Source organism: Streptomyces sp. NPDC025651 (genome assembly GCF_055558735.1).
The window spans coordinates 36213-61449 of sequence record NZ_JBVHLZ010000023.1 but is presented as its reverse complement, the minus strand read 5'-3'; the positions used below and the strand labels follow the sequence as shown (position 1 = coordinate 61449).

At 71.1% G+C, this 25237-nt stretch carries 27 protein-coding genes; 23 read left to right on the top strand and 4 right to left on the bottom strand.

The window, feature by feature from the left end:
* Window positions 1-596 precede the first annotated feature (596 nt).
* The 4 genes from mobF to ACZ4D5_RS42930 all read left to right on the top strand — a co-directional run bounded on the left by mobF (window position 597) and on the right by ACZ4D5_RS42930 (window position 8177).
* Window positions 597-5657, top strand: coding sequence for a MobF family relaxase (gene mobF, locus ACZ4D5_RS42945; protein ID WP_467777987.1), 5061 nt, complete (start codon window positions 597-599; stop codon window positions 5655-5657).
* 175 nt (window positions 5658-5832) lie between these two features.
* A complete protein-coding gene (locus tag ACZ4D5_RS42940) occupies window positions 5833-6306 on the top strand; it encodes a hypothetical protein (RefSeq protein ID WP_467777986.1) in 474 nt (157 codons plus the stop codon).
* A 102-nt stretch (window positions 6307-6408) separates the two neighbouring features.
* Window positions 6409-7053, top strand: coding sequence for a ParA family protein (locus ACZ4D5_RS42935; protein WP_467777985.1), 645 nt, complete (start codon window positions 6409-6411; stop codon window positions 7051-7053).
* Window positions 7050-8177, top strand: coding sequence for a hypothetical protein (locus tag ACZ4D5_RS42930; RefSeq protein ID WP_467777984.1), 1128 nt, complete (start codon window positions 7050-7052; stop codon window positions 8175-8177). The genes ACZ4D5_RS42935 and ACZ4D5_RS42930 overlap by 4 nt, the downstream gene beginning before the upstream one ends.
* A gap of 71 nt (window positions 8178-8248) precedes the next feature.
* Here the strand turns inward: ACZ4D5_RS42930 and ACZ4D5_RS42925 are convergent, their stop codons facing one another.
* The 4 genes from ACZ4D5_RS42925 to ACZ4D5_RS42910 form a co-directional block, all read right to left on the bottom strand.
* On the bottom strand, window positions 8249-8881 hold the full coding sequence (locus ACZ4D5_RS42925; RefSeq protein WP_467777983.1) for a hypothetical protein: 633 nt from the start codon (window positions 8879-8881) through the stop codon (window positions 8249-8251).
* On the bottom strand, window positions 8882-11392 hold the full coding sequence (locus ACZ4D5_RS42920; protein WP_467777982.1) for a type IV secretory system conjugative DNA transfer family protein: 2511 nt from the start codon (window positions 11390-11392) through the stop codon (window positions 8882-8884). It abuts the gene before it with no gap.
* 333 nt (window positions 11393-11725) lie between these two features.
* Complete coding sequence (locus ACZ4D5_RS42915; RefSeq protein ID WP_467777981.1) at window positions 11726-13723, bottom strand: DUF2637 domain-containing protein; 1998 nt, start codon at window positions 13721-13723, stop codon at window positions 11726-11728.
* Between the two features lie 27 nt (window positions 13724-13750).
* On the bottom strand, window positions 13751-14044 hold the full coding sequence (locus ACZ4D5_RS42910; protein ID WP_467777980.1) for a hypothetical protein: 294 nt from the start codon (window positions 14042-14044) through the stop codon (window positions 13751-13753).
* A gap of 265 nt (window positions 14045-14309) precedes the next feature.
* Between ACZ4D5_RS42910 and ACZ4D5_RS42905 the strand changes: the two genes are divergently transcribed.
* The 19 genes from ACZ4D5_RS42905 (at window position 14310) to ACZ4D5_RS42815 (ending at window position 25195) form a co-directional block, all read left to right on the top strand.
* Window positions 14310-14639 carry a hypothetical protein gene (locus ACZ4D5_RS42905; protein ID WP_467777979.1) on the top strand — a complete coding sequence of 110 codons (330 nt, stop codon included), beginning with the start codon at window positions 14310-14312 and terminating at the stop codon, window positions 14637-14639.
* On the top strand, window positions 14636-14776 hold the full coding sequence (locus tag ACZ4D5_RS42900; RefSeq protein ID WP_467777978.1) for a hypothetical protein: 141 nt from the start codon (window positions 14636-14638) through the stop codon (window positions 14774-14776). The genes ACZ4D5_RS42905 and ACZ4D5_RS42900 overlap by 4 nt, the downstream gene beginning before the upstream one ends.
* Window positions 14777-14868: 92 nt before the next feature.
* The gene (locus ACZ4D5_RS42895) at window positions 14869-15156 is read left to right on the top strand and encodes a hypothetical protein (RefSeq protein ID WP_467777977.1); all 288 of its coding nucleotides are present in this window, start codon (window positions 14869-14871) and stop codon (window positions 15154-15156) included.
* Complete coding sequence (locus tag ACZ4D5_RS42890) at window positions 15153-15443, top strand: hypothetical protein (RefSeq protein ID WP_467777976.1); 291 nt, start codon at window positions 15153-15155, stop codon at window positions 15441-15443. The genes ACZ4D5_RS42895 and ACZ4D5_RS42890 overlap by 4 nt, the downstream gene beginning before the upstream one ends.
* Window positions 15443-15760: a hypothetical protein gene (locus ACZ4D5_RS42885; protein WP_467777975.1), complete on the top strand. Its 318-nt coding sequence runs from the start codon at window positions 15443-15445 to the stop codon at window positions 15758-15760. Before ACZ4D5_RS42890 ends, ACZ4D5_RS42885 begins: the two co-directional genes overlap by 1 nt.
* Window positions 15757-15999, top strand: a complete 243-nt coding sequence (locus tag ACZ4D5_RS42880; RefSeq protein WP_467777974.1) for a hypothetical protein — start codon at window positions 15757-15759, stop codon at window positions 15997-15999. The genes ACZ4D5_RS42885 and ACZ4D5_RS42880 overlap by 4 nt, the downstream gene beginning before the upstream one ends.
* Window positions 15996-16352, top strand: a complete 357-nt coding sequence (locus ACZ4D5_RS42875; RefSeq protein ID WP_467777973.1) for a hypothetical protein — start codon at window positions 15996-15998, stop codon at window positions 16350-16352. Before ACZ4D5_RS42880 ends, ACZ4D5_RS42875 begins: the two co-directional genes overlap by 4 nt.
* Window positions 16352-18070: a DNA cytosine methyltransferase gene (locus ACZ4D5_RS42870; RefSeq protein ID WP_467777972.1), complete on the top strand. Its 1719-nt coding sequence runs from the start codon at window positions 16352-16354 to the stop codon at window positions 18068-18070. Before ACZ4D5_RS42875 ends, ACZ4D5_RS42870 begins: the two co-directional genes overlap by 1 nt.
* Complete coding sequence (locus ACZ4D5_RS42865; RefSeq protein WP_467777971.1) at window positions 18067-18504, top strand: DUF4326 domain-containing protein; 438 nt, start codon at window positions 18067-18069, stop codon at window positions 18502-18504. Before ACZ4D5_RS42870 ends, ACZ4D5_RS42865 begins: the two co-directional genes overlap by 4 nt.
* Entirely contained in the window at window positions 18501-19052 is a 552-nt protein-coding gene (locus ACZ4D5_RS42860; RefSeq protein ID WP_467777970.1) for a DUF1643 domain-containing protein, read from the top strand. The genes ACZ4D5_RS42865 and ACZ4D5_RS42860 overlap by 4 nt, the downstream gene beginning before the upstream one ends.
* Window positions 19049-20137, top strand: coding sequence for a DnaB-like helicase N-terminal domain-containing protein (locus ACZ4D5_RS42855; protein ID WP_467777969.1), 1089 nt, complete (start codon window positions 19049-19051; stop codon window positions 20135-20137). Before ACZ4D5_RS42860 ends, ACZ4D5_RS42855 begins: the two co-directional genes overlap by 4 nt.
* Window positions 20134-20904, top strand: a complete 771-nt coding sequence (locus tag ACZ4D5_RS42850) for a hypothetical protein (protein ID WP_467777968.1) — start codon at window positions 20134-20136, stop codon at window positions 20902-20904. Before ACZ4D5_RS42855 ends, ACZ4D5_RS42850 begins: the two co-directional genes overlap by 4 nt.
* Window positions 20901-21248, top strand: coding sequence for a hypothetical protein (locus ACZ4D5_RS42845; RefSeq protein ID WP_467777967.1), 348 nt, complete (start codon window positions 20901-20903; stop codon window positions 21246-21248). The genes ACZ4D5_RS42850 and ACZ4D5_RS42845 overlap by 4 nt, the downstream gene beginning before the upstream one ends.
* A gap of 34 nt (window positions 21249-21282) precedes the next feature.
* A complete protein-coding gene (locus ACZ4D5_RS42840) occupies window positions 21283-21666 on the top strand; it encodes a hypothetical protein (protein ID WP_467777966.1) in 384 nt (127 codons plus the stop codon).
* A complete protein-coding gene (locus tag ACZ4D5_RS42835; RefSeq protein WP_467777965.1) occupies window positions 21663-22205 on the top strand; it encodes a hypothetical protein in 543 nt (180 codons plus the stop codon). Before ACZ4D5_RS42840 ends, ACZ4D5_RS42835 begins: the two co-directional genes overlap by 4 nt.
* Complete coding sequence (locus ACZ4D5_RS42830; protein WP_467777964.1) at window positions 22205-22885, top strand: hypothetical protein; 681 nt, start codon at window positions 22205-22207, stop codon at window positions 22883-22885. The genes ACZ4D5_RS42835 and ACZ4D5_RS42830 overlap by 1 nt, the downstream gene beginning before the upstream one ends.
* Window positions 22886-22962: 77 nt before the next feature.
* On the top strand, window positions 22963-24525 hold the full coding sequence (locus ACZ4D5_RS42825; RefSeq protein WP_467777963.1) for a hypothetical protein: 1563 nt from the start codon (window positions 22963-22965) through the stop codon (window positions 24523-24525).
* 35 nt (window positions 24526-24560) lie between these two features.
* A complete protein-coding gene (locus ACZ4D5_RS42820) occupies window positions 24561-24854 on the top strand; it encodes a hypothetical protein (RefSeq protein ID WP_467777962.1) in 294 nt (97 codons plus the stop codon).
* A gap of 32 nt (window positions 24855-24886) precedes the next feature.
* Window positions 24887-25195 carry a hypothetical protein gene (locus ACZ4D5_RS42815; protein ID WP_467777961.1) on the top strand — a complete coding sequence of 103 codons (309 nt, stop codon included), beginning with the start codon at window positions 24887-24889 and terminating at the stop codon, window positions 25193-25195.
* Window positions 25196-25237 lie beyond the last annotated feature (42 nt).

The window sequence follows — 25237 nt, the reverse complement described above, 5'->3', positions numbered from 1 at the left end:
AGCGCGGCCCGGGGGTGGGGATGGTGACCGCCGTGCGGTCACGCACCGTGCACGCCGTGGCCGTCCGGTTGGGGACGATCCCCGCGCCCGGCCGTTGGCCGGGCGCGGGGTCGGGGCGGGGTCCGTCACCACCCGGCCCCTGGTAACAGTCGACCCCCGAGCGGAGGTCCGCGCGGGGGTCGATGTCGTCGCCGCCGACCGTAGCGCACGGGCGCGGCCGGTGTCACCGCCTTCAGGTTTGGCGCGACGAGCCCCCGGTGGGCGCTCCCGTCCCGGCGCAGCCCGTCGCGGGGCGCGGGCCGCCATCCGCCGACCGGCGCGTTTCGGTGCAAACCGCGCGCAGCGCCGTACCGGCCGAGGCCCCCCAATGCGGGCCGGAGCCCCATCGAAAAGGTCTCTTGGACTGCCTCTCACGCGCCATGGAACCTCCGATTCCGACCCTCTTCAGCCTTAGGTCATCGGACCCCGAATCTTCCCTTGATCATCTCGACCACCTACACACCGTAATTCCCCTTCTCACTACATCAATCCCCACACCTATGCATCACGATCCAATGGCTACCGATGATCTTGAAAACCGCTTACCCTGAGTCGCGATGTTGTCGATCAGTGCAGGCTCAGATCCCGGCTACCTGACCAAGGAGGTCAGTGCCGGTGCCGAGCACTACTACCTGCGCTCCATCGAGCTGCAGGGCGAGCCGCCCGGCTACTGGCTCGGCGACGGCACCGCGGACCTGGGGCTGTCCGGGCAGATCGACAACGAGGTCTTCACGGACCTGTTCACCGACTTCGTGGACCCGCGGAAGCGGGACGAGATGTACGCCCGCCTCGCCGCGATCCCGCACGAGGAGGGCAGCGAGGCGTACGCCAAGGCGGAGAAGCAGATCCGCAAGGAGTGCCGCCTTGGGGACGCGCCGCGCTCCTACGAGAAGGCGTACGAGAAGCGGCTGGCGAAGAACCTCGCCGCCGCCGAGGCCAAGGCCCCGGGCGGGGTGCTGAGCCCCGAGCGGGTCAAGGCCATCGAGATCAGCACCCGCAAGGAGTCACCCTCCGCGACGCACTACTACGACCTCACCTTCAGCGCCCCGAAGTCCTGGTCGGTGGCGCACGCCTCGCTCCAGATCAAGGCCGCCGAGGCGCGCGAGGCCGGCGACCTGGAGGGTGCCGAGCGGTTCAGCAAGCAGGCCGACCAACTGTGGGACTGCTGGAAGTCGGGCGTGCAGGCCGGGATCGAGCACATGCAGGAAGAGGCCGGGTACACCCGCAAAGGCCACCACGGGCAGAAGGTCGACGGGCGGACCAGCGGCGAGTACGTCAAGACCGACAAGTTCATCGTCGGGGCCTTCGCGCAGCACACATCGAGGCAGGACGACCCCCAACTTCATGTCCATGCTCCCGTCCTGAACAAAGTTCTGTGCCGCGAGACGGACCCCGTCACCGGCCGCGAGCGCGAGGTGTGGCGGGCGCTGGACGGCACCGGCCTGTACCGGCACAAGCAGGCCGCCGGGCACCTCGCCGAGCGGGTCGCCGAGCAGGAGCTGGAGCGGGTAATGGGCTGGCGGGTGGAGATGCGCCCGGACGGCAAGGCCCGCGAAATCGTCGGCATCGACCAGGACCTGCGCGACAGCTTCAGCAGCCGCCGCGTCGCGATCACCGCCGAGGTCGGCGACATCAGCAAGGCGTTCGAAGAGAAGTACGGCGTCGCCCCCTCCCCGTACACGCTGGCCCGGATCAGCGAGGACGTCAGCCTCAAGCAGCGCAAGGGCAAGAAGCACGACGCGGTGTCCCGCGAGACGCTGCTGGAGCGCTGGGAGGAGTCCAACAAGGCCCGCTTCCGCGAGTCGCTCGCCGAGGTCCCCGACCGGATCGCCCACGAGTCGGCCGTCCACGACCTGCACCGGCCCGCCAAAGAGTTCAACGCCGAGGTCATCCAGCGCCGGGCAATCGCCGCGGTCCAGGAGCAGCGGCCGACCTGGACGCGCCCCGACCTCATCGTCGAACTCAACCGCCAGCTGCCCGACACCCTCGGGGGCCTGGACCGCCAGCAGGTCCGCGACCTGCTCAACCAGCTCGCCGACGACGCCCTGTCCCCCACCGCCGACAACGGCGTGATCTGCACCAAGGCGCCCGCCCTGGTCGAGATCGCCCCCGAGCTGCAGCGCACCGACGGCACCTTCAAGTACGACCCGAACCCGAAGACCTTCGACCGGTACGCCACCGAGGCCCACCTCAAGGTCGAGGAGCGGCTGGCCGAGTTCGCGGGCAAGAAGGGCGCTCCCACCGTCCCGGCCGAGCTGGTCGAGGAGGTCATCGCGCGCCGCGGCCTCAAGGGCAAGCAGGCCGAGTTCGTGAGGGAAGCCGCCACCTCCGGCCGCAAGGTCGACCTGCTGGTCGGCCCCGCCGGCGCGGGCAAGTCCTACACGATGGCCGCCCTCACCGAGGTCTGGGAAGCCCACGAGAACCGGCAGGTCATCGGCCTCGCCAGCGGCGAGCGCGCCGCCCAGGTGCTGAACGACGAAGGCATCGAGAACGTCGCCAACATCAGCATCCTGCTGACCGCGAACAAGGCGCTGTCCGAAGGCAGGACGTTCCCTGGCGCCGAGAAATACCGCATCCCCAAGGGTGCTCTGGTCATCGTCGACGAGAGCGGCATGACCAACAGCCGCGACATGGACCAGGTGCGGGCGCTTATCGAGGCCGCGGGCGCGAAGTGTGTCCCGGCCGGTGACCACCACCAGCTGACGTCCGTGGGCGCGGGCGGCACGTTCGCGGCGTGGGTCGAGGATGCTCCCGGCGTGCACGTCCTCGACGAGGTGCGGCGCTTCCGCGACACCGACCCGAAGACCGGCGAGAAGACCGTGCGGCAGTGGGAGGCCGACGCCTCCCTGCAGCTACGCAAGGGCAACGGCGAGTGCCTCGCGGAGTACGAGCTGCACGGTCGGTTCGACGGCGGCGAGGCCGAGGAGATGACCAACAAGGCGTACCGGGCGTGGCTGACCGACCACTTCGCCAAGAAGAACCCGCTGCTCATCGCCTCCGACAACAAGCAAGTCGCCGAGCTGTCCGCGCGGGTCCGCGCCGACCTGGTTCTCGCTGGTGAGGTCTCCGAGCACGGCGTTGTCCTCCGTACCGTCCGCGAGGAGTACGGCGGCGTAGAGACCAAGGCCGGTGTCGGCGACAAGATCCAGATGCGCCGCAACAACCGACGGATCACGGCGGAGAACGGCGACTTCGCCACCAACCGCGTCGTCGCAGCGGTGACCGGCATCAGTGACAACGGCGCGCTCATGGTGCAGCTCGAGGACGGCGCGAAGATGCACCTGCCCGCCTCCTATGTCACCGAGCACGTCGAGCTGGCGTACGCGGCCACGGTCTACGGCGCCCAGGGCCGCACCGTCGGCGTGTGCCACTCGCTGGTGGACGAGTCCACCAACCGCGAGGCGCTGTACGTCATGCTCACCCGCGGCGAGGCTGACAACCGCGCGTGGGTCATCACGCACCGGGCCGAGCAGAACCTCAAGAGCGAGGAGATCCCGCACCACCTCGCGAAGCTGGACGGAGTCCTGCAGCGCACCGGCCTGGAGCCGACCGCGACGAAGGTGATCGAGGCCGAGCTGGAGCGCCGGGAGAACCTCGCCGTGCTCGAGCCGGCGTGGTCGGGCGTCAAGGAGCAGGACGCCGCCAAGCGATACGGCACGGTGCTGCTGCAGACGATGGGCGAGGCCGACTACGAGCGGGCCGCGTGCAGCGAGGCGTACGGCACGCTGCTGCGGCTGGCCCAGTACGTCGAGGAGCAGGGCGTCGACGTCGAGGACCTGCTGGTGCGCACCGTGCGCTCGCGGGAGCTGGAGACCGCCGAGGACGTCAGCAAGGTGCTGCACGACCGGTTGAAGAAGTCGTTCAACCTGATCCAGCGCGACGAGCGGAAGGCCGAGGAGACCGAGCAGCGCGAGGCGGTCGCCGAGCAGGCCCGCAAGGTCGACGAGGCGATCGGAGCCGCCCAGACTCCGGTGGACCCGGAGCAGCTGCGGGACCTGGTCGAGGCCGGGGCCCCGTCCGAGACGCACACCGAGCTGATGAAGCAGACCCTGGCCATGCAGATGGGTGTCGAGACCCTGCAGGCCGGGACGGGCGAGGAGGCACTTGCCCAGCAGGAGGCGCAGCTGGCCGCCGTCCTCAAGGCCGCCGAGGAGATGGCGGACTCCGAGGTCGAGCAGCTGGTCGACGCCCCCGAGCCGGGGACCGATGCCGCGCCGGCGCCCGAGGACAACCCGCACTTCGCCGAGCTGATGAAGCAGCAGGAGGCGTTCAGCCAGGGGGTGGAGGTCCTGCACGCCGGGCAGGACAGCGAGGTCCGTGCGCGGCAGGACGCCGAACACGCGGCCCGCCGCGAGGCGATGGACTCCTACACCGCACGCACGCCGCAGCTCGACGGCGACCTGGGCCGGATGATGCAGGAGTGGGCCGTCGAGATGGACGAGCGCACTGAACGGCTGGGCCGCCGCGTCGCCGAGGACCCGCCCGCGTGGGCCCTCGACCGGCTGGGCCCGGTGCCCGAGGACCCGATCGCGCGCGCCGACTGGGAGCAGAAGGCCGGCCGCGTCGAGCGCTACCGCGAGGCGCACGGATACGACCACGAGACCACCGCGATCGGCCAGGCCCCGCCGAAGGGATCGGTCGAGGCGTACGCCGACTGGGAGCGTGCGCGCTGGGCGCTGGGGGTCGACGAGCGGGAGGCCGACATCGCCCGCGCGTCCGACGAGACGCTGCAGCAGATGGTCGAGCGGGCCGAGCGCGAGGAGTCGTGGGCGCCGCCGTACGTGGGCGACGAGATGCAGGCCGCGTACACCGCCGAGCGGAAGTTCGCCGACCAGGCCACGCAGCTGCGGCTCAACGCCGAGAGCATGGCGGTGAAGGAGGCCGCCGAGCACGAGGGGCACGTCAACGACGTGATGCACGCCGCGGCCATGGCAGGCGGCTACACCTACCCCCAGATGTGGCTGAACCAGGTGACGGAGCTGCAGCAGGCGACCACGCTCCAGGCCCACATCGACCCGTCGGAGCTGGCCCGCGACACGCTGGACCGCGCGGAGACCTCGCAGGGCATCGCCGAGACGATGGGCGAGCGCGCCCAGCAGCTGCGGGAGATCCACGAGACCCGCGAGCGCTGGGCGGAGGAGACGCAGCCCGTACGCGACGAGGCCGACCTCGCACGCCTCGAGCTGGAGCGCCGTACCCCCGAGATGGAGCCCGAGCCGGAGACGGCGGACACTGCCACGACCACGGCTCCGACGCCGCAGCCCTCGACCCAGGACGAGCTGCTGCTGGCCATGGAGCAGGCCCACCAGGCGCAGCAGATCCTCGCCGAGCGGGCCGCCGAACGCGCCGAACGCGAACAGCAGCAGGTCGCGCAGCCGGAACTCTCGGAGGAGCAGGAGCGCGAGCGCCTGGACCGAGCCTTCGACTACGAGGACGAGTACGCGCGCATCGGACGGGACCTGGCCACCGCCGAACACGACACCGGGCCCGCGGGTCCCGCCGCGCCCGAGCCTGCTGCTCCGGAGCCTGCCCCGGCCGCGCCCGAACCGGCCCCGGCACCGGAGCCACCGGCCCCCGCACCGCCCGCACCGGACTTCGACCACGACATCGACATGTGACGTCCAGGCTGCTGACTCGTTGAGCCCTCTAGCTGGGGAGAGCTAGAGGGCAGCCGGTAACTGCCTTCGCCAGAAGGCGGATTGGGGATCTGCCTTCCATGGGTGTTGCAGGTGAAACAGCTTCGGGAACACGCTGCTCTGGCTGTGTGTCAGAGGGCTTGGCTAGCGTGCCGTCATGACTGACGACGCGTGGTGGAGGAATCCGGCGGCCTTCCCCTCGGGATGGGAAGGCCGCACAACCCCGACGCCTGCGGCGAAGCCTGCCGCACCGCCACGGGATTTGCCCCAGGGGATCGTGCGCACGCGCCAGGAGTTGGAGCAGCTTCGGGACGACGCCCTGGCTCGACAGGGCGGGGATCCCCTGTATGCCGGTGCGATCTGGTGTTCCCCGAGTGGGACTCCCAGCGCTCTCGAAGGGATTGTCGACACCACTCGGTGGCTGCTCGGCGAGCGGCTGTATGCGCCGTTCTCCCGGGAGATCGGCACCTATCCCGATCTTCCGATCGGATCGGTCTTGCTGGATGCCGAGGACTGCATCTTCGAGTACCGGTGGCACGACGTATCGGAGTGGTACGCCGGCGGCGTGAAGCGGACGATCAGCTGGGCGCGTTCGGCCGAGGAGCAGCGCCCTCTCTTCGAGAGCGAGTAAGCGGTCAGCTGTCACCGCTGTGGCCCGCCCCTCTGGGGCGGGCCACACGCGTGTCAGGGCGCTTTGGTGCATGGATCTCTGCCGTGCCCATAGGCTCGCGACATGCTCATTGTGAATGCCAGTCCCAGGACGGCCGGGAAGACGACGGACACCGCCTGGCTCGGGCACGCCCTCCAGGAGCACGGGCTCGAGGTCGAAGGGTTCGACGCGGACCACAGCATGCAGTTCTGGGACTGGTCACAGGCCGGGAAGTTCACCTTCCCCGTCCAGCGCAAGGCGACCGCCCGCTTCCACGAAGAGGTCGAACTCCCCAAGGGGAAGATCAGCCTGGTGGACTGCGGGCACAGCGAGAACCACCCGGCCATCACCGACAGCCTGTTCAAGATTGCCGACCTGGTGATCCTGCACATGTCCCCCACCCGGGCGGACTGGCTGCGCGTGGAGAAGCCGCCAGAGGCCACCCCCTTCAAGGACATCGTGACGCGCAGCGCGGTCTTCCGGCAGGACGGCAAGCCGCCGAAGGCATGGGTGCTCCTCAACCGGTGCTCACCCAGCAGCAAGCGCCACGAGGGCATGACGAAGTACTACGCGGAGCGCATGGAGCGCGCGGGCTGGAACGTGTTCGACACAGTGATCCCGAACGTGGGCCTGTACGCGCAGAGCATGAACTTCCCGATCACCGGGGCGAAGGACACGCCCTTCGGCGAGCTGGTCGTCGAGATGCGGGAGAAGGGACTGCTGCCGTGAGCGTCAACTACAAGAAGCTCATGGAAGAGGAGGCGCGGGCCGAGGCGGAGGCGCAGGCCGAACGCGAGCGCCTGGCCGCAGAGCAGGACCACGAGGACACGGCGGCGCCCGAGGCCGAGGCCGAGGCCGCGGTGCCGACCGTCCCCGCGCCGGGCGGGGAGGCCGCCCCGGCAGTGCCGGCCGCCCCGGTGGAGCCCTACCGGCCGCAGCCGTTCACGCCGGATCTGCTGCCCGAGCCCCGGGAGATTGCCGCCGAGGGCGAGCTGACGCCGGAGGAAGCCGACGAGCTGGGCCACTGCGAGGCCGCGTACGGCAACGCCAGCAAGGCCGAGTGGATGAAATGGAAGGCCGCGCACGCCGTCCGCTCCAGGCGCCTGTACCGGCGAGGCGGGCGGACGTGGCCGGAGTACTGCGAGTTCTGGTTCGGCGAGTCTGAATCCGAGGTGAACCGCCGGATTCAGCAGTGGCCTCTGCTCAAGACCATCACTGAGCAGCAGGATCGCCCGCGGTCGATCCCCGACTCGCATGTGCAGCGGCTGCTGCCCCTGGTCGAGACACACGGCGAGGAGCTGACCGCCTTCGCCTATGTGGAGATGCGCCGGTGGGGCGCCGACCGCAAGGTGCGGATCACCGCCGATGTGGTCGGGCAGGTGGTCGAGTTGGCGAAGACCGCCGAGGCGCCGACGCTGGCGACCGCGAACCTCTTCCAACAGGCCATCGAGGCGAAGCCGAGCAGCAAGAAGAAGCGCGTCGAGGTCGAGCCGGAGACCCTGCCCGAGGACGGCTCCGGTACGGATGGCCCGGGGGTGGATGAGACCGGGAGTCACCCAAATTTGGGTGGCCAGGAGCCGCACACGGACGCGGGTACGGCAGGCGACGAGGAGCACCAGGAGCAGGACGCCGAGACCGCCGACGACGGGCCCAGCGGGGACCAGGAGCAGGACGTCGACCCGCGCGCGGAGCGGGCTGCGACCGCGGCGAACATGCTGTCGGGGATGTGCGAGGGCTTCCTCATCGACGGGGGCGCAGTGCTGCAAAGCGCCCGTACGGAGACGCTCAAGACGATCGTCGAGGCCACCCGCACTCTCGCCGAGGCCGCTGAGGCGGAGCTGGCCAAGCGCTGACCGGGTCCGTGCACGCCGAGGGGGAGTCACCCAAATTCGGGTGACTCCCCCTTCATCGTCCAGCCGGGCGGTCAGTCGCCCTTCTTCTCCTTCGGCTCCTTCTTCGGCCGCCGAGCGACGAACTCCTCGACGTAGTCGTCCAGGCCGCCGTCCTCGAACGCGGTCTCGTCTGCGCCAGCGGGGACTTCATGGAGCATCGTCCGGTCCTCGACCTTGTGGCCGCACCGGAACAGCTCGGAGTTCAGGACGCTGGGGCCCAGGATGTTGTCCCTGATGAAGGGCCACCAGCGGGCGTGCCATTCGGCGGCCCGGGTCGGCGGCGCGGTGGGCTCGCGCGACCAGTCGTGGAAGTGGGCCAGCCAGGTCAACTGGATGCGCAGCTGCGGGTGTTCGTACCAGCAGGGCCGCCAGTGGTCGCGGGCGTACATCGGGTACAGGGTTTCCCGGCACCACTTGATGAGCCAGACCCACAGCTCACGGGCCCGCTCCTGGTCGGCCGTGGTCCAGTCCGGGGTGGGCGGGGGCTTGTCCTCCTTCGGCTTCTCCTCCAGCTTCTGGATCTTCTCCATGATGTCGGCGAGCGCCTCATGGATGCCCGCGATCGAGCTGGACGGGTCCTTGCCCTCCAGCTTCGTGACCCGGTCCTCCAGGAGGGCGACGTCCCCGACCACACCGGTGAGCATCTTCTCTGGGATGGTGGCCATCTAGAACGCTCCGAAGTTTCGTTCCCGGCGCGGCGGGGTGTCCTGGGCGTCGGTGCTCTCGTCCGTGTCCGCCGCCGCAGGCTCCAGGGGGATCTCCTCTTCCAGGTGGACCGTCGGCGTCGAGGCCGGGGCCGCCGGCATCGGCGCGGGCTCGCTCGGCTCCGGCTGCGGGACGGAGTCGACGGTCTCGCCGGGGACGATCCGCAGGTGCTCGCGGGGGCCGGGAAGACCGCCCGCCGACCAGCCGCTGACCGCCGGGGCGGAGGTCCACGGGCTGGTGGCCGGGGGCGTGGGTGCCCACGGCTCCTCGACGACCGGCTCCATCGGTGCCGTCCAGGCGCTCGCCGGAGCCGCGGGCGCGGTCCAGGCGTTCGCCGCCGTCGCGGCCGGGGCGTGGGGCGGCATCGCGGGCATCGCCGGGGCGGCCGGCGCAGGGGCGGGCATCGACCACGGGTCGTCGGCCGGGGCCGTCGCGGGTGCGGCGGGCGGCATGGTCCACCCAGCCGGGGCGGGCACGGTGACCTTGGCCTTGCGCTGGCGGGCCTTGAACGCCTCGCGGGCCGCCTTCTTGTTGCTCCTGGCCAGCTTCTTGATGTCCTTGCGCTTCCAGGCCGCCGTGTAGCGGGCCACGACCGGGCCTTTCAGGTGACGGCGGAAGATCAGGACCTCGCCCTCATCCATGTACATGATGTCCGCGACCGTCATGGTCGGTTCCTTGACGTACCGGTAGCTGTGGCTGGTGGTCGTCGTCCCGTTCGGGCCCGGCCCCTTGGAGCCGGTCTCTTCCTTGACGCGCTTGGTGCCGGTGAGCTTGCTCATCGACTCCAGGTGGTCGTCGCCCTTGAGGCCGCCGAGGACCAGTCCGGTGCAGTTGTCCCAGATGGTCGCGGCGCCGTTGTGGCCCCACCGGTCGCGGATCTGTCCCCGGGACTGGAACGCGGAGTGCACGGTGATGCCCTTGCCGCGGCTGTCGGCCGTCCACTTCTCCAGCGGCACGGGGCAGATCAGCGCGGCCTCGTCGGGCACGAGGGTCAGCGGCGGGTCGTTGCGCTCGCCAGGCTGCGTCGCGGACCGGCGCTTCGCGGCCTCGTAGATGTCACCGACCAGCGTGGTGAACAGCGGGCCGATGCCGCCGATGCCGGTGTCCTCGCCCAGGATGTACACGGTGTCCACGCCGGACTCGATGAACTGCTGGACGTCGAACTGCGGCACGTCCGGGCGGTGCGCGTCGGCGACCGCCTGCGCGATGACCGGCAGGGAGAGGCACTCGAAGGTAGTCGACAAGGTCAGGAAGACGTTGTCCAGGGTGGTCGTCTTGGAGCGGCTGTCCGGTGCTGCGGCGGCCTGGGTCTGGTTCAGGTCGTCCGCCCATCCCGGAGGGGCCTGGTGTGCGTAGTCCTCGAAAATCTTGGTGGCCGGGGTCTCCAGCGGCTTCTTCGACCAGCGGGCCACGTCCAGCAAGGACAGGCCCGCCATGTCGGCCGCCCAGAGGAAGGACTTGAGGACCTTGAACGACTGGTTGTTCCAGAAGTTCCTGTTCTCCATGCCGTTGGTGATGTCCGAGCCGTCGAGCAGGTACTTGGCCCGGCGGATGGCCACCTCGGGGTTCTTGCAGCCGATGACCGGGTCCCACAGCAGGTTCGAGGGGAACTTCTCCTCCCCCAGCCGCATCGGGTTGAAGATCCAGATGCGGGCACCGGCCTTCTGACGGGCCTCTGCAGTCAGCCGCACGATGTCGGGCTTCGTGCTGGTCGCCAGCACTGACCCCGGGGCGTCGATGATGAAGTTGCCCAGCAGCGCGGTCTTGCCGCCGCCCATCGGCGCGATGGTGACCGTGCTGTCCTCGATCGGCGACCAGATCTCAATGCCGGTCTTGCGGTCCCTGCCCAGGCGGAAGCCGAGTTCCGTGGTGGGGATCTGACGAGCCGGAACGTGCTCCAGCGACGGGCGCAGCGTCTTGCGCTTCTTCTTCTTCACCAGGGCAGCGCGGCTGACGTTCTTGCGGATCGCCCGGGGCGGGGCGAAGCCGTCGCTCTCCCCGCCGCCCAGGCCGCCGAGGAACGCGCCCTCCTTCAGCCACATGTAGCCCGCCCCGGCGAGCCCGAGCGTCATGGCGCTGGCCAGCAGCGGCTGCGCGGCGAAACCGGCGCCGACAGCCTCGCCGACCGTGCCGCCGATCTTGCCCATGATGTCGAGGACCTCGCCGAAGCTGGGTCCGCCCCCGTCGGCGGGCGTCTCACCGGCCGCGAGGAAGGTGGCGGGCACGCCGGCGCCGAGCGCGGTGTAGCGGGCCGGTCGGCCCCGCAGCTGCTGCTCGATGCGCGAGAGCGGGGCGGGGGTGCGCATCGGGTCGAAGACGTACGTGTCCTTCGGAGGCCACTCGGTCATGGTGCCGGTGGGCGGAAGGCCGGGCATCCGCGTGGTGGTCGTGCACACCGGGATGCCCGGGGTGGCGTCGGTCGCGGTCTTGTCTGTGGTGGTCGTGCTGCTGTCCCTTACTGTGTCGTTCACGAAGGTCTCCTTCGTCGGGGCCCCGGTGCTGTAGCCGCCAAGCTCTTCAAGCACCGGGGCCACTCCAGTTGGTATACGTCCCTGGACTGACAATCGCCGCATGGTTATCGCCCATCGTTACTGACCTGCTGCGACCTATGCCGCAGCTTCCCGCCGGGCGGGAAGACGAGGGCAGATTGCCCGCCAGACCGGACACCTCCGTCGCGGGCGCGACTTGCTGTCCGGTGCCTTCACCGCCTGCGGTGGTCACCGCTTGAAGCAGCTTGAAGGCGCGGGCCTGTGGATAGTTTCCGGCGATTTCCCAGAGGCAGGCCGTCGCCTGTGGACGGGTGATCACGCCGTGGCCCTGGCGTGTTCGTCGGCCTCGACCTGGTCGTCCTCGCCGCGCGGCGAGGGCACGTCCCCGTCGCCCTCGGACTGCAGGGCGTCCTCTTTCTCGATATCGGAGATGTGGCCGCGCACCGCGTCCACGCCAAGCTCCAGCTCGAACCGTGCGATGAGGTGCCTGGCCAGTTCCCGGATCGAGTTCCGGGGGCCCTTGGCATCCGTGATCTCCTCCGGGGCCATGGACTCCAGCAGCTCACGGATGCGCTGGCGGCTCTCCCCTGCGGCGCCGCGTGAACCGCCGTTGATGCGGGTGTCGATCCGGCCGGGCTGCTTCGGCGCCTTCGCCGGAACACCCGCCGCCTGCAGGGATTCGAGCGCGGCCAGGCGCTCCTCCAGGCGCAGCGCCTTGTCCCGCTCCTCACGGGCCCTGTCCCCCGCGTCGGACGCGTCCTGGGCCAGCCTGTCCCGCTCCTCCACCAGGTCCTGCAGACGCTCGGTCAGGGTCTGCTGCTCTCCCTCCATCCGTACGACCTGCTCACGGGCCTCACGGGCCTGCTTCTGAGCATCGGTCAACTGACCGCGGATCTCGTCCAGTTCCTTCGACGTGCGCTGGTAGAGCTGGCCGGCCGACGCCTCGCTGTTCTCCAGCATCTGCCGTTCCTCGCGCAGGCCCTGCAGCTTGCGCTGCTCCGCCTCGATCTCGGCGGACACCGCCGCGGCGGTCTTCTCCGCTTCCTCGCGGGAGCCCTCCATCCGTTCGGCCAGCTCAGCCAGCTTGGCCTGAGCCTCTTCCACGGCGGCTTCGGCATCCTTGCGGGCCTGCTCCGCCTCCGCCGCGCGGCCCTCAGCGTCCTGCGCCCGCTTCGCGGACTTGATGAAGTCGGCGTTGGCGGCGATGTTCAGCTGCTCGAGCAGCTCCATCGCGGTGCTGTCCGGCCCGTAGTCCAGCAGCGCGACGTCGTCGGCCCGGGTCAGCCAGGCCATCCGCTGCATGAGCTGCAGGCCCTGCTCCGGATCCTGGGTCTCCGCGAGCTCCAGCGCACTCTGCGCCTTCGGCCGGATCTTGTTCTCCAGCGCCGCATTCAGCGCATCCAGCGCCTTCTGCTCCGGTGATGCCTTGCCCCGGCCCCGCGGCACGGCGGCGCCGCCGAGAGCCTCCTCCAGGACCTTCTTCTTCTTGAGCGCCTTGCGCAGTTCGTACGAGGCGTCCGCCGCATCCCGGGCGCGCGCCCGGCGGACCATCTCGTCCGCACGGTCGTTGACGTCGAGACCGGCCTTGCGGAAGCACCAGGCCCACAGACGGCGCCACATCAGCGCGAGCAGCCGGAACGGGCCCGGCTTCGTCCCCTCCGGACGCTTCTTCTCCTCCTCCGGCTCCGCCCCAGCGAGCGCGCTCTTGAGCGGCAGCTCGATCACCCAGGCCGCACCAACCGGCATCGCCGCCATGAACGGCGCCGCCCACACATTCGGCGCGTGCACGATGTTCGCGATGGCCGACGCCGTGACGAAGCCCCAGGCCGTCGCCCGCATCAGACGCAGCTGAGGTGTCCAACCCCGCAGCGGGTCGGCCGTCTTGTACATCGTGGAGAACAGCCGCAGCTCCAGGATGTCGAACATGGACACAAAGCCGATCGCGAAGATGATCGGCAGGTCGAGCGTCCCCGTGGCGAAGCCCCACAGCCCGTACAGGCTGACCGCGATGCCGCCGAGCAGCGGCTTGGGGTCCATGTGCAGGGGCTCCGGCGGAAGCGCCTTCCCCTCCTTACGGGCGAGTTCAAGGGCCTCGCGGTGGTGCTGCTCCCTCGCCGTCCGGCGCTTCGCGGCCCGAGACAGCGTCAGGAAGCCCACGACCATCACGGTGATGAGCACGGCGCCGGCGGTCACGGCCAGGGCCCACGCGGGGGTGTCCGTCACGACGCGGTCAGCCGTGCCGGACCAGTCGATCGGGTTGGGGGCGGCCACGGTCACGGGTGGGCCGGAGGCCATTCCCTGGGGGTGGCTCATGCAGGAAAACTCCTCTGTCGTCTCGGTCTACTGCCCCAGTGGTCGGCCCTGCTGGAGCGTGTCTCCGTCAGGGATGGGGTCGAACGGCTGTCCGTCGTTGAAGGCGGTCTGCAGTTCTTCCGCCTTCGCGCGCAGCACGTCCTCCACCAGGGCGGAGAAGGTCCGATACCCCCCGGGGCGCGGCCTGTTCGACGTCCAGTAGTGGGCTCGCTTGATGGCTTCCTGGACCTCCGGGTCGACGTAGGCGTTGAGCTTGCGCTGCGCCGGTGACGCCTTCTTGCGGGGCGCCTTGCCCTCGGGGGTCTCGGGGGACGGTGACACCAGTACTTCCTCCTCTGGCCTTGCTGTTGGCGCCAACAGTGTCACCTCTAATACCTCCAGTTCAGTTCTGCGGACATCAACAACGTATCCGTTAGAGGCATTGACGTCAATGGAGGCATTAACTACATTGGATAACGCGAGAGGGGCTCCGGGGCTTGCCGGCCCCAGAACCCCTCTCCACCGGGACTTGCCGGTCCCGGCTTCATCCCGGACAGGCGGTCGCACGCCTTCCGGATCGGAACACCCCTGAACTGGAGGGATCTCCGTGAACAAGTCTCTCAGCCTCACCCCCGTCACCGACATCAAGGTGGACGACAAGGCCGCCCTGCGCCTGTCGCCGGAGGGGAACCCCGCGCTGGCGCTGATCGTCGGCCCCCGGCTCGCCGTCACCGGACTGATCGGCCCCCGCTGCCGCGACTGCCGCGACTTCCAGACCGTCGTCACCCGCAACGGCATCGAGAACTGCCGCTGCCTGGCGCTCGGCGAGGTCTCCCGGCCCCCGCTGCCGATGCGCCCGACCCCGCACGAGCGCGACGGCCGGCAGGAGCCCCCGGCCGCCGGTCCGGCCGCACGCGCTGCTCGCCAGCTGACGTGATCCCGGACCCCGCTGCGAACGCCGCGCTGCAGCGGGCGGAGACGGCCCAGCAGGCCGCCGAGACCGCCCGCGCCGAGGTCGCCCGGCTGACCGCCGAGCGCTCCCAGGCCGCTTCGTCCCAGACGACCGGCCACTGATCCACCGCTGTTCGGCTCGCCCCGGGCGGTAGAGGCGCCGACCTCCCGCCCGGGTCGGGCAGCACCCCTTCTCTCCTTCTGCGGAGGCTGCTGTGCGTTCCACCTCGCGCGTCACCACGACGCTCGCCACGATCCTGTTCGTCTCCCAGGCCCCGGCGAGCGAGTTCGCCGCGGACCCGGACCGGACCCGCGCGCTGATCCACGAGACCGCCGCCCGGCTCGGCACCGACGGCGCGGCCCGCGCGGTCGCCGCGTGGGCCTACGAGTACGGCCGTCACCCCGAGACCGCCGCCGAACACATGCGGGCCTGCCTCGCGGCCGTCGAGCTGGCGAACATCGACCTCCCCCTCCCCGCCCCGCGTACGGCGGTGACTCGATGAGGATCGCCCCCACCGGCACCTACACCGCCGAGCGCCTCACCGCCCTGGCCGCCAGCCTGGTCGCCGCCCTGGTGGGGATCGTGGCCATGCACGGCGGCGCCGACCTCTTCGACACCGCCGGGGCCGGGCTGATCGCCTACGTCCTCACCGTCTTCGGCATCGCCTGGAAGGTGCCGCTGACCCTGAGCAAGGTCCTCGGCTCCACCACCAAGGGCGCGATCATCGGCTCCGTCATCACCGTCATCGTGCTCATCAGCATCTGGCGCTCCTTCAAGGGGCTGGTGTGATGGCCCTCCACCTGACCGCCGACCGTGACCTCGCCAAGAAGGTCACCGCGCTCGCCACGGACGCCGCCGACGCCCGCGACCTGCTGCTCGCCCTGGGCGTCGCCATCGAGACCGGAGAGGCGGACGTCCCGGCCCTGGCCGTCGAGCCGGGCAGCAGCTACGTCCCGCCCGCCAAGCGCCGCCTCGCCTGGACCCGCATGGCGGGCGAGATGAGCGCCGCCGGCCGCACCACCGCCGACATCGCCCTCGCCCTCGCCATCAGCGAGGACCTCGCCGCCGAGCTGATCGGCGACTGGTGGGCGGGGGTGGGCCGGTGAAGACCACCGTGCGCACGCTCGCCCACCGCCTGACCGGAACCCTCCAGGTCGCCGACTGCCGCACCTGCGGGCAGGTCGCCGCCGTCGCCCCGCCTCTGTGGACGCCACCGTGCCGCTGCGCGCGGCCCCGTCCCCGGCTGCTCCCCCGCCGGGCCCGGACCGCCGACCTCGCGCACTACCCGCTGTACGCCTTCACCCACTTCACCCCGGCCGCCGAGGAAGGAGCCGACCCGTCATGACCACCACCCCACTGCACGACTTGATCGGCCCCGTCCACGCGGCCGAGTGGACCAACTCCCGCGTACACCAGCTGGTGACGCAGGACCTGCTCGACCCGGTCACCGCGCTGACCGTCGTCGAACAGGCCGTACGCCGGGACGACCCGGTCCTGGTGGCAACTCCCGGCCAGGTGTGGACCCTGCGGTCCGAGTACGACTACGAAGACCTGCCGCAGTGCCTGTTCATCACCCAACGCCTGCCCGAAGCCCGGGGCGAGGTCGAGGACGGCGCCACCGGCAGCCAGACCATCCCGCTGGGTGACCTGCAGCTCTACCAGCTCGACCACTGGTTCTGGGACGAGGGGGCCGTCTGATGGCCCGCCGCACGATGCAGCAGACGCGCACAGCCACCCACCGGCCGGCCCTTCGCCGCCGCCGCTTCCGCCACGACGAGCTGGTCGCCGTCGACATGTTCTCCGGCTTCGGCGGGCTCACCAAGGGCATTGAGGACGCCGGATTCACCACGATCATGGCCGCGAACCACAAGCGGTACAAGGTCGAGGTCCACGAGGCGAATCACCCCCAGGCCGAGCACTGGATCGCCGACCTGGTCAACCCCGAGTCCTCCGACTACCACTCCGCCCGCGACCTTCCCCCGGCCGATCTCCTGGCCGCCGGGGTGAGCTGCGTCAACCACTCTCTGGCCAACACGCTCCGAGCCTACGAGCAGGGCCTGACGCTGTTCGAACTGGAGGACCCCGACTACGAGGCGAGGGTCACCAGGTCCGAGCGGGACCGGGCAACCGCCAACTGCGTGCTGCAGTACGCCGCCCAGCACCACCCGCGGCTGATCCTGGTCGAGTGCACCACCCAGCTCACGTCCTGGGGGCCCGCGCTCCCGGGCCGCAAGTCGGTCGGGGACGGCTCGACCTACAGGTGGTGGCTGCGTCAGTTCGAACTGCTCGGCTACCACCCCGCGAAGGTCCTGTACCTGAACAGCCAGTTTTTCGGGGTGCCGCAGTCGAGGGACCGCGGTTACTGGGTGTTCGTCGACAAGTCCCTGCCGATGCCCGACCTGGAGCACCGGCCGGTGTCCCGGTGCGGGCGCTGTGACAAGGACGTCGAGGCGGTGTGGACGTGGAAGACCGGCATCCCGGCGTCCGGCACGGTGATGTACGGCAAGCAGTACGAGTACCGGTGCCCGTCCTGCCGCCGCCCCGTCGTCCCGCCGATGACGCCCTCGCTGGCCGCCCTCGACCTCAGTGACCTTGGCACGCGTATCGGCGACAAGCCGATCAAGACGTTCAAGGACGGCTTCGTGGGGCCGCTGGCGCGGTCGTCGATGGCGCGCGCCGAGCGCTGCCGACAGCGGTTCGCCGACTTCCCGGCGATCCTCATGCCGGCCAAGGGCGTGCACGGCTCCGAGCGGCTCCTGCTCCAGCCGATGGCCACGCAGACCAGCCAGCAGGAGACCGCGATCCTGTCGACCGGTCCGGTCGTCCAGCCACTGTGGACCCCGGACGCCGCCAGCGCACTGCCGCCGATGGCGCTCGCGGTCGACAACTTCCAGGGAGCGGCGCGCGGCGCCGGGGAGCCGCTGCCCACCCAGGTCGGCTCGGAGACCCTCGCCATCGTGTCGTCCGGTGTCCTGCCGTACCGGAAGAACACGCTTCCCACGCTGCACGCCGAGGCGATGCCCACCTTCACCTCGGAGCAGATCCCGGCCGTGCTGACGGCGGCCAGCTGGTACAAGCAGAACGGCCCCACCGGAACCGAGACCGCTCCGCACCCCGTCACGGACCCGCTCGGCACCCTCACCTCGCGCGACACGACCGCGCTGCTCATGGCCCAGTGGCAGGCATCGCTCGCCGAGCTGCCGCTGGAGGACTGCTTCTACCGAATGATGGCGGCGCACGAGATCGGCCGCGGCTGCGGCTTCGACGTCGACTTCCGCGACTACAGCGGCACCTTCTCCGTCTGGGGCTCCGCCCGTGACCAAGTCGACGGGTTCGGCAACGCCGTCTCACCGCAGGTCGGCACCTGGATCGGGGCCCGGCTGCGGGCCGTCCTGCACGGGACGGAGGCGGCATGACGCGCAAGCCTTTCGACCCGGAGATGAACGGCGGGCTGCAGCTGGGCCTCGACCTGTTCGACGAGGATCAAGAGCAGGGCGAGGTCGAGGAGAGCGCGGCGCCGGCCTCCGGGCCGACGACCGTGGTGTGCCTCAAGGGCCGCCGCAACGACCCGGAGATCAGCGACGTCGTCTACGTCGGCCGCCCCATGTACCGGGGCGGCTGGCACCTTGCCGGTCACCTGCTCGCCAACCCGTTCGTCGTCGGCAAGCACGGCGACGCCGAGACCTGCGTGAAGAAGTACCAGCGCTGGCTCGACCAGCACGCCGACCTGGTCGCGCGGGAGCTTCCCCGACTGCGCGGCCGACGGCTGGGCTGCTGGTGCACCGAGGGCGAGCCGTGCCACGCCCGGGTTCTCGCCGAGCTGGCCGACGCGGCGGAGGTGACGCCGTGACGCTGCCCGAGCAGATCCGCACCTGGGCCGAGGCCCACGGCCTGATCCACCACCAGCACGAGGGCGCCACCGCCACGTTCGGCCCCGGGTACGCCCACCGCTACACGCTCACCCGGACCTGGTCGCCCGGCAGCACGTACGCGGCGTTCGTGCTGCTCAACCCGTCGACCGCCACGGCTGCCCACGACGACGCCACGGTGCGCCGCCTGGTCGGCTACGCGCAGCGGGAGGGACACGGCGGGCTGGTGCTGGCCAACCTGTTCGCCGAGCGCTGCCGTGACCCGTACGCGCTGATGCACCGGGTCGACATCATCGGCCCGGACAACGACCTGGTGCTCGCGTTCCTCGCCGAGACCGTCACCGACATCACCGTCGGCTGGGGCACCTGGGGACGGTTGCCCCGGGCCCGCGCCGTCGAGGCGCTGCTCACCGCGCACGGGGCCCGCCTGTGGGCCCTGGGCACCACGCAGGCCGGGCACCCGCGCCACCCGCTGTACCTCGCCAAGACCGCGCCGCTGATCCGGTACGAGCCGGGGGTGGCCCGGTGACCAGGCTCACCCGCAAGGCGGAGGAAGCGCTGCTCGGGGCGGCATTGTTCCGCCCCGAGGCGCTGGCCTCGATGCAGTGGATCCCGCCGGGCGCCTTCTCGCGCCCGGACCACGCCGCCCTGTGGCAGACCCTCCACTCGATCAACTGGTCGCAGGTCTCCCCCAACGAGGTCCCGGCCACGGTGAGCGCCGCCGTGGCCGGGATCGAGGAGCAGGGCATCCGGCAGATGCTCACCCCGGCCCGGCTCGCCCAACTGGCCAACGCGTGCCCCGATCCGCGCACCGCACCGCTGTACGGCGGGATGACGCTCGAGGCGGCGATCCACCGCAGCGTCGAGCACGCGGGCGAGCAGTTACGCACCACTGCCCGGCAGGCCGAGGTCGACCAGGCCCGCCAGGCACTGGAACACGCCGACCAGACCGGGCGGCGCCTCGCCGCCCTGGACGCCGCCTGGAAAGCGGCGCCGGAGATGGTGCGCAACCTGCTCGACACCCAACCCGAGCAGCCCCTCGCCCCGGTGCCGCGCACCGAGCGGGCCCGCACCGATCTGCAGGCCGAGGCGGAGACCGTCGCCTCGCTGCTCTACCAGCCCGGTCAACTGGCCGAGGTCACCGGCTGGTTGGAGAAGAACGACTTCTCCAACCCGGAGCTGGCCGCGGTCTACCAGGCGATGGTCACGCTCGACGAGCGGCACGCGCCCATCGACGCGCTGACCGTGGCATGGGAGGCACAGCGCCAGCCCGGCCCCCAGCCCAGCGAGCAGGTCCTGGCCGAGCTGGAGCAGGGCGGGATGGCCGGCACCGCCGCCTACACCGGCGAACAGGTCCTGCACACCGCCGCCCTCGACCGCCTCGACGAGGCCGGATTCGACCTCCGCAACTACGGCCGCCACCCGGGCCTCGCCCCCGGCGCCCTGGTCGACCACGCCGAACAGGCCCTCGCGCCGGTCATCGCCGACCACGAGCGCATCCGGCACGCCGAACGCGAACCGGAGATGGCCAGCGACAAGGAGCCCGCCCCAGGCACTCCCGACGCCGCGCCCGAACACCCTTCCCCCGAGCCCGAGATGGAGATGGAACTGTGAGCCACGAGACCGAGCCCGTGCGGTTCGATCCGGCTGAGTACCTCATCAGCCGCGAACACCAGATCACCGCCCCCTACGTGCCGGACGTCGAGCCGCTCCCACCCGTGAAGAGCGCGGCCCGAGTGCTGTGGGAGCACTTCGGCCGTATCGCGCCCGGCCTGGTCACCACCGCGGCGACCGCACTGGCGTGGGGCTGGCACGAACAACTGCCTGACGGCTCCACCCAGCCGCTGTGGATCTGCGGACTGCTCACCGCCCTCGCGGGCACCGCCGGGACCATCTCGGCCGCCAAGCGCCACGGCGACAAGGAGATCACCTCCCTCGCCTTCGCCGCCGGGGGGACCCTCGCCCTGCTCGGCATCGCCGCCTGGACCCCCATCTGGCCGCTGCGCGCCCTGCTGTGGCTGCTGGGCACCGCCGCCGTCTACGCGGTGTGCGCCCCGCTGTGGCGCACCGACCGGCGCCTGGAGCGCGAACAGCAGCACGAGCGACGGATGGCCGCAGCCGACCACCGCAACGACCAGGCCCTCGCCCTGATCGTGCGGGACACCCGCATCGGCGAAGCCGTGGTGCAGCACCACACCGAGGTCGCCCGGGTCGAGGCCATCAGCAAGAGCGTCGAGGCACTGGTCGCCGCGAGCGAGGCCCGCGAGAGCCGGGGCATCGAGCCGGGCGACGAGCTGAACGTCACCGCCCTGCTCAAGGCCGCCGGGCACCCCGCACCCGTCGAGCTGACCGCCGCCGAGCGCGAGGAGCAGGCCAGGTGAAGCCGACCGCACCCCAGGGGCGCCTCATCCGGCAGTGGCAGGGCCACACCGTCGAGGTCGGCGAGAAGGGCCTGTCCATCGACGGCTGCACCGTCGACTCGACGCCGCTCGCCGCCGAGGACGCGGTCCGCCCGACCGACGACGTCCGTACGCACCCGGCTCTGCAGTTCCTGCCCGGCGGCGCCCTGGTCTACCGCGGCCACGTCCAGGCCGAGGTTCACCCCGGAGAGGTCACCGTCCACGGGCCCACCGGCACGGTCTGGCCGCCCGAGCGGCAGCACGATGCCCCGGCGCCACAGCAGCCGGACCCCGAGGTCGACGACGACTTCGACATCGACCTGTAACCCCAACTCCCCGATCACGGAAGGAAGAACGCTGATGAGCGACACCGACAGGACCCCGGCCGACCCGGACGCCGAGAAGCGCGAGCAGGCAGCCGCCGCCGTGCTGCCCGTCCTCACCTCCCTTGAGCAGCAGGCCAGCGCCTTACAGCGGGCCAGCGAGAAGGGCGAGCAGATCGACCAGGGCAGCGTCGTCTCGTACGAGCTGGCCGCCCAGCACGCCAAGCACCTGATCGGCGCGGGCGGGCTCAGCGCCGACGACATCATGGACGCCGCGGCCGAACACGGCGGCTCGGCGGCCCGCAGCACCGCCGAGCGCGCCCTCGACCACGCCTCTCACCCCCGCTCCTTCGAGGCGACCCCGCCGCCCGAGCCGGAGCCGGAGCCGGACATCGACGAGGAAGTGGAGATCGGCCTGTGAACGGCGAGAACCCGCAGCCGGGCAGTACGGACATCTGGGCACCGGTCACGGTGCCCGTCGCCGAGCCGACGACGTACGAGGGCCAGCTGGCCGCGTACGAGCAGGACCTGGATGCTGCCGGGTACGGCGACACCCAGCGCCAGCGCTACATCGAGGGCTCCGGCGAGTACGCCGAGTACGCGGCCTGCCAGTGGGACGAGCTGGTCGTGCCCGGTGCCGAGGCCGCCGGCATCATCCCGGCCCGGCCCATCGAGCCGGTCAGCCCCGCCGAGCAGGCCCACCAGGCGGCCCGCTCCCACGCCATGGGCGAGTACTGGCAGCAGCACCCCATCGAGCAGGGCGGATGGGACCCGCTCACCAGCAACGACCCGGCGAAGGAAGCGGAGTTCCAGCGGTTCGTCGAGGAACGCTCCACGCGCATCCTGCAGGAGGTCGGGCCCGATCTGGCGGAGCGGATCGAGCGCAACCCCGACAGCTGGGGCAGCAGCACCGTCGCCGAGCTGTACGCCGACCGCGACGACCAGGACATCGATCTGTGATGCGGCGGTTCACCGATGGCGAGCACGTGGGGTTCGACTGGTGGCGCCCTTACGTCGACCCCGCACACATGGAGGAGTCCAACCGGCGCCACGAGGCCGCCCACGCCGTCATCGCCGAAGGGCTGGGGGAACCGGTGCTCCAGGCCCGCGCCGGATACCAGGAACGGACCCGCACCATGGGATTCGTCGAACAGGTCGGGGAGACCCTGCCACCGCAGGCCCAGGCCGTCATCTCCCTGATCGGCGCCCCCACCGAGGTTCGCTACCTGCAAGAACTCGGGTACGACGACGAGAGCCTGCTCCGCAACCTCGACGGCGTCGCGGGAGCCGGCGACCGGGGCCGGGTCTGGGACCGCGTCGTGGCCGGACAACCCCTCGACTCCGGTCAGGCCCACCGGGACGCGGTTTACCTCATCGACCACGACCCCGGCGTACGGGACGCCGTGGCCAGCGTCTCCGAGGCCCTGCACGACCGCGGCGGCCACCTGACCGGTGCCGATGTCCGCGCCGCCATGGGTAGCTTCCACCTGGACCCGGGCGGCATCTGGATGCCCGACCCCGCCGAGCACGACACCCTGCGGCAGGCCAACCAGCAGCGCGTCGCTGCCTACGAACAGGCGCGCACCGCGCCAGAACCCGAGCCTGCCGACCACGATTTCGACGACGACATCGACCTCTGAACAGCTCAGCTTTCAGCGCAATGCCCCGGCGGATAAAGGCCCGCCGGGGTTTTTCGCGTGTGAGTACGGTGCTGTCTATGCAGATCAACGGGGCGGAACAGCAGCAGCGGGGGCACGTACTACTGATCGCCGGAGACGTCGCCGCGCGCCGCCGCAGCGTCCAGGTCGAGCCCGGCGCCAACCTTGCCGCCCTGTCGCTCGTGCCCGTGCCCGTCCTGCTCGGCAGCGATGCCCCGACCGACACCACGTACCTCGACGGCGCCCGCGACCAGAACGCCCTGCTGATGCGGCTGCGCACCGCCGCCGCCACTCCGGGCCCGCTGCTCCTCTACCTCTCCGGCCGCCTGACCGTGGACCGCCGAGCCCAGCAGCTCTACCTCGCCCTGCCGGGCACCACCACCGCCACCACCCGATATACGGCACTGCCTTGGGATTGGCTCGGGAGCGAGCTGCGCGACCGGCCCGCCGGGCTGACCACCGTCATGTTCGACGTCGCCGCCGACAAGGGGGCCTGGGAGCTGGTGCAGGAGTACGGCACGCTGCCCGCCTCCCCCTCCGCCGACGCGTACGGGGTGATCGCCCCGCCCGGCTTCTCCGGTGACGGAGGCGTCAGCCCCTACACCCGGACCTGGATCGACCAGCTGCGCCGCAACCCCGACCGGCCCTCCAACGCGCGGCTGCACGCCCTCACCATCGCCGCCGCGCCGCTCCCGCCCGGCGCCGTGGTCCTGCCGTCCACCCCGGAGATCGAGCACCCGGCCGAGCCTCGGCGCCCGATGACGAACGTGCAGCGCCTCCTCGCCGGGGACACCAGCTTCCTGCCCCGCCGGCGCCAGCCCGAGCCGCCCCCCGCCCCGGTGCCCCCGGCCGACGAGTGGGACGAGGAGCAGGCCCTCGCCCACTACCTGCCCTCCGCCACCCACCAGCGGGTCGAGGAGACGCACCACCCGGTGCGCTCCGCCTACCACCCGCAGCCCGCACCGGGCCCCGTCCCCCAGCAGACGGCGCCGCCCGCACGGCGTCCGCGCCCGGAGCCCCTGGCCCGCCCGCAGCCACAGGCCCAGCCTCAGGAGCAGGCGGCGCCGTACACGGCTCCCGCCCAACCCATTCCGGCCCAGGCCCCGCCGGTCCAACAGGCCGCCCCCGCCCCGGCGCCGGTTCCCCAGCAGCACGTCCCCGTCCAGCAGCAGCCGGTCGCGGCGCCGCAGGAGCAGGACCCCCGCCCCTACATCGCTGCGGCGGCCCAGGCCGGGCAGCACCAGGAGGCCGCGCAGATGGCCGTCGCGTGGGAGCAGTACGCCCTGCAGAAGTACGGGGCCAGCTCCCCGCAGGCCACGCAGTGGACCGAGATCCGCGCGGACCTCGCCAAGATGTCCGGCAACCACCTGCTCGCCACCCAGCTGTGGATCGCGGCGGCCCGCACCCGCCTGGCCCACCAGTCGCCCGACGCCGTCGAGGTCCTCGACGCGGCCCGCAGCGCCCACTACTGCTGGACGCAGATCACCGATTCGGCCGACGGGCGCGCCAGCGGCCCGGAGCTGATCAACCTGCTGCGGCAGCTCCCCGCACTGGACCGGCGCCAGCTGCTCGCCGCGCAGCAGCGCATGGAGTTCCTCAACAACGCACCGAGCGGACGCTGAACCAGCGGCACGCGCCGCAACAGAAGGGGGAGGTCATGGACGAGGAGGAGCTGGACGGCGAACCGGTGTGGGCCGGGAGCTGGGAGGAGATGACCGTCCCCGTCCCGGTGGCCGCGTCCCTGCTGTGCGTGCGTCCGTACGCCGTCGGCCAGCTTATCGAGGGCGGGCACCTGGTCGCCGAGGTCCGCGGCAACTTCCGCTTCGTCACCCTGGCCAGCCTGTTCGCCTACCGGCGCCGCCACTGGTCACCGCAGCGGGCCGCGCGCTACAACGCCTCGCTCAACGACGCCGCAGCCCTCGACCAGGCCGCCGACCGGATCGCCGGATAACCTGCACGACCCAACTACGGGGAGGACACGACATGTTGCTGGCAGCCGACAAGGGCGACATCACCACGATCATCGGCGGCATCGCCCCCGACTGGGGACCCTTCGGCTCCCTGGGCACCGAGGCCCGCACCATGGTCCAGGTCGTCATGGCCGTCGCCATCCTGATGTGCCTGGCCATCGCGATCTGGGGAGCGGCCAAGCAGCGCATCGGCGCCACCGCGCTGCGCGACACGTTCAGTGCCGAGCAGGGCAAGGGCCTCATCGTCGCCGGGCTGACCGGCGTCTTCATCATCGGCTCCATCGGCACGGTCTTCACCATCGTCTACGGGATGGCCGTCTGACCTGCACCCCTGCCGCACCTCTTATAGAAACGGGCCCTCGCA

Excerpts from the sequence above, each read along its gene's own strand:
- ACZ4D5_RS42940 (WP_467777986.1), top strand. The coding sequence starts at position 5,833 with ATGACTGACGACGCGTGGTGGAGGAATCCGGCGGCCTTCCCCTCGGGA.
- ACZ4D5_RS42870 (WP_467777972.1), top strand. The coding sequence starts at position 16,352 with ATGGCCCGCCGCACGATGCAGCAGACGCGCACAGCCACCCACCGGCCG.
- ACZ4D5_RS42825 (WP_467777963.1), top strand. The coding sequence starts at position 22,963 with ATGCAGATCAACGGGGCGGAACAGCAGCAGCGGGGGCACGTACTACTG.
- ACZ4D5_RS42925 (WP_467777983.1), bottom strand. The coding sequence starts at position 8,881 with ATGGCCACCATCCCAGAGAAGATGCTCACCGGTGTGGTCGGGGACGTC.
- ACZ4D5_RS42915 (WP_467777981.1), bottom strand. The coding sequence starts at position 13,723 with ATGAGCCACCCCCAGGGAATGGCCTCCGGCCCACCCGTGACCGTGGCC.
- ACZ4D5_RS42815 (WP_467777961.1), top strand. The coding sequence starts at position 24,887 with ATGTTGCTGGCAGCCGACAAGGGCGACATCACCACGATCATCGGCGGC.
- mobF (WP_467777987.1), top strand. The coding sequence starts at position 597 with ATGTTGTCGATCAGTGCAGGCTCAGATCCCGGCTACCTGACCAAGGAG.
- ACZ4D5_RS42890 (WP_467777976.1), top strand. The coding sequence starts at position 15,153 with ATGAGGATCGCCCCCACCGGCACCTACACCGCCGAGCGCCTCACCGCC.
- ACZ4D5_RS42875 (WP_467777973.1), top strand. The coding sequence starts at position 15,996 with ATGACCACCACCCCACTGCACGACTTGATCGGCCCCGTCCACGCGGCC.
- ACZ4D5_RS42820 (WP_467777962.1), top strand. The coding sequence starts at position 24,561 with ATGGACGAGGAGGAGCTGGACGGCGAACCGGTGTGGGCCGGGAGCTGG.
- ACZ4D5_RS42840 (WP_467777966.1), top strand. The coding sequence starts at position 21,283 with ATGAGCGACACCGACAGGACCCCGGCCGACCCGGACGCCGAGAAGCGC.
- ACZ4D5_RS42830 (WP_467777964.1), top strand. The coding sequence starts at position 22,205 with ATGCGGCGGTTCACCGATGGCGAGCACGTGGGGTTCGACTGGTGGCGC.
- ACZ4D5_RS42865 (WP_467777971.1), top strand. The coding sequence starts at position 18,067 with ATGACGCGCAAGCCTTTCGACCCGGAGATGAACGGCGGGCTGCAGCTG.
- ACZ4D5_RS42885 (WP_467777975.1), top strand. The coding sequence starts at position 15,443 with ATGGCCCTCCACCTGACCGCCGACCGTGACCTCGCCAAGAAGGTCACC.
- ACZ4D5_RS42935 (WP_467777985.1), top strand. The coding sequence starts at position 6,409 with ATGCTCATTGTGAATGCCAGTCCCAGGACGGCCGGGAAGACGACGGAC.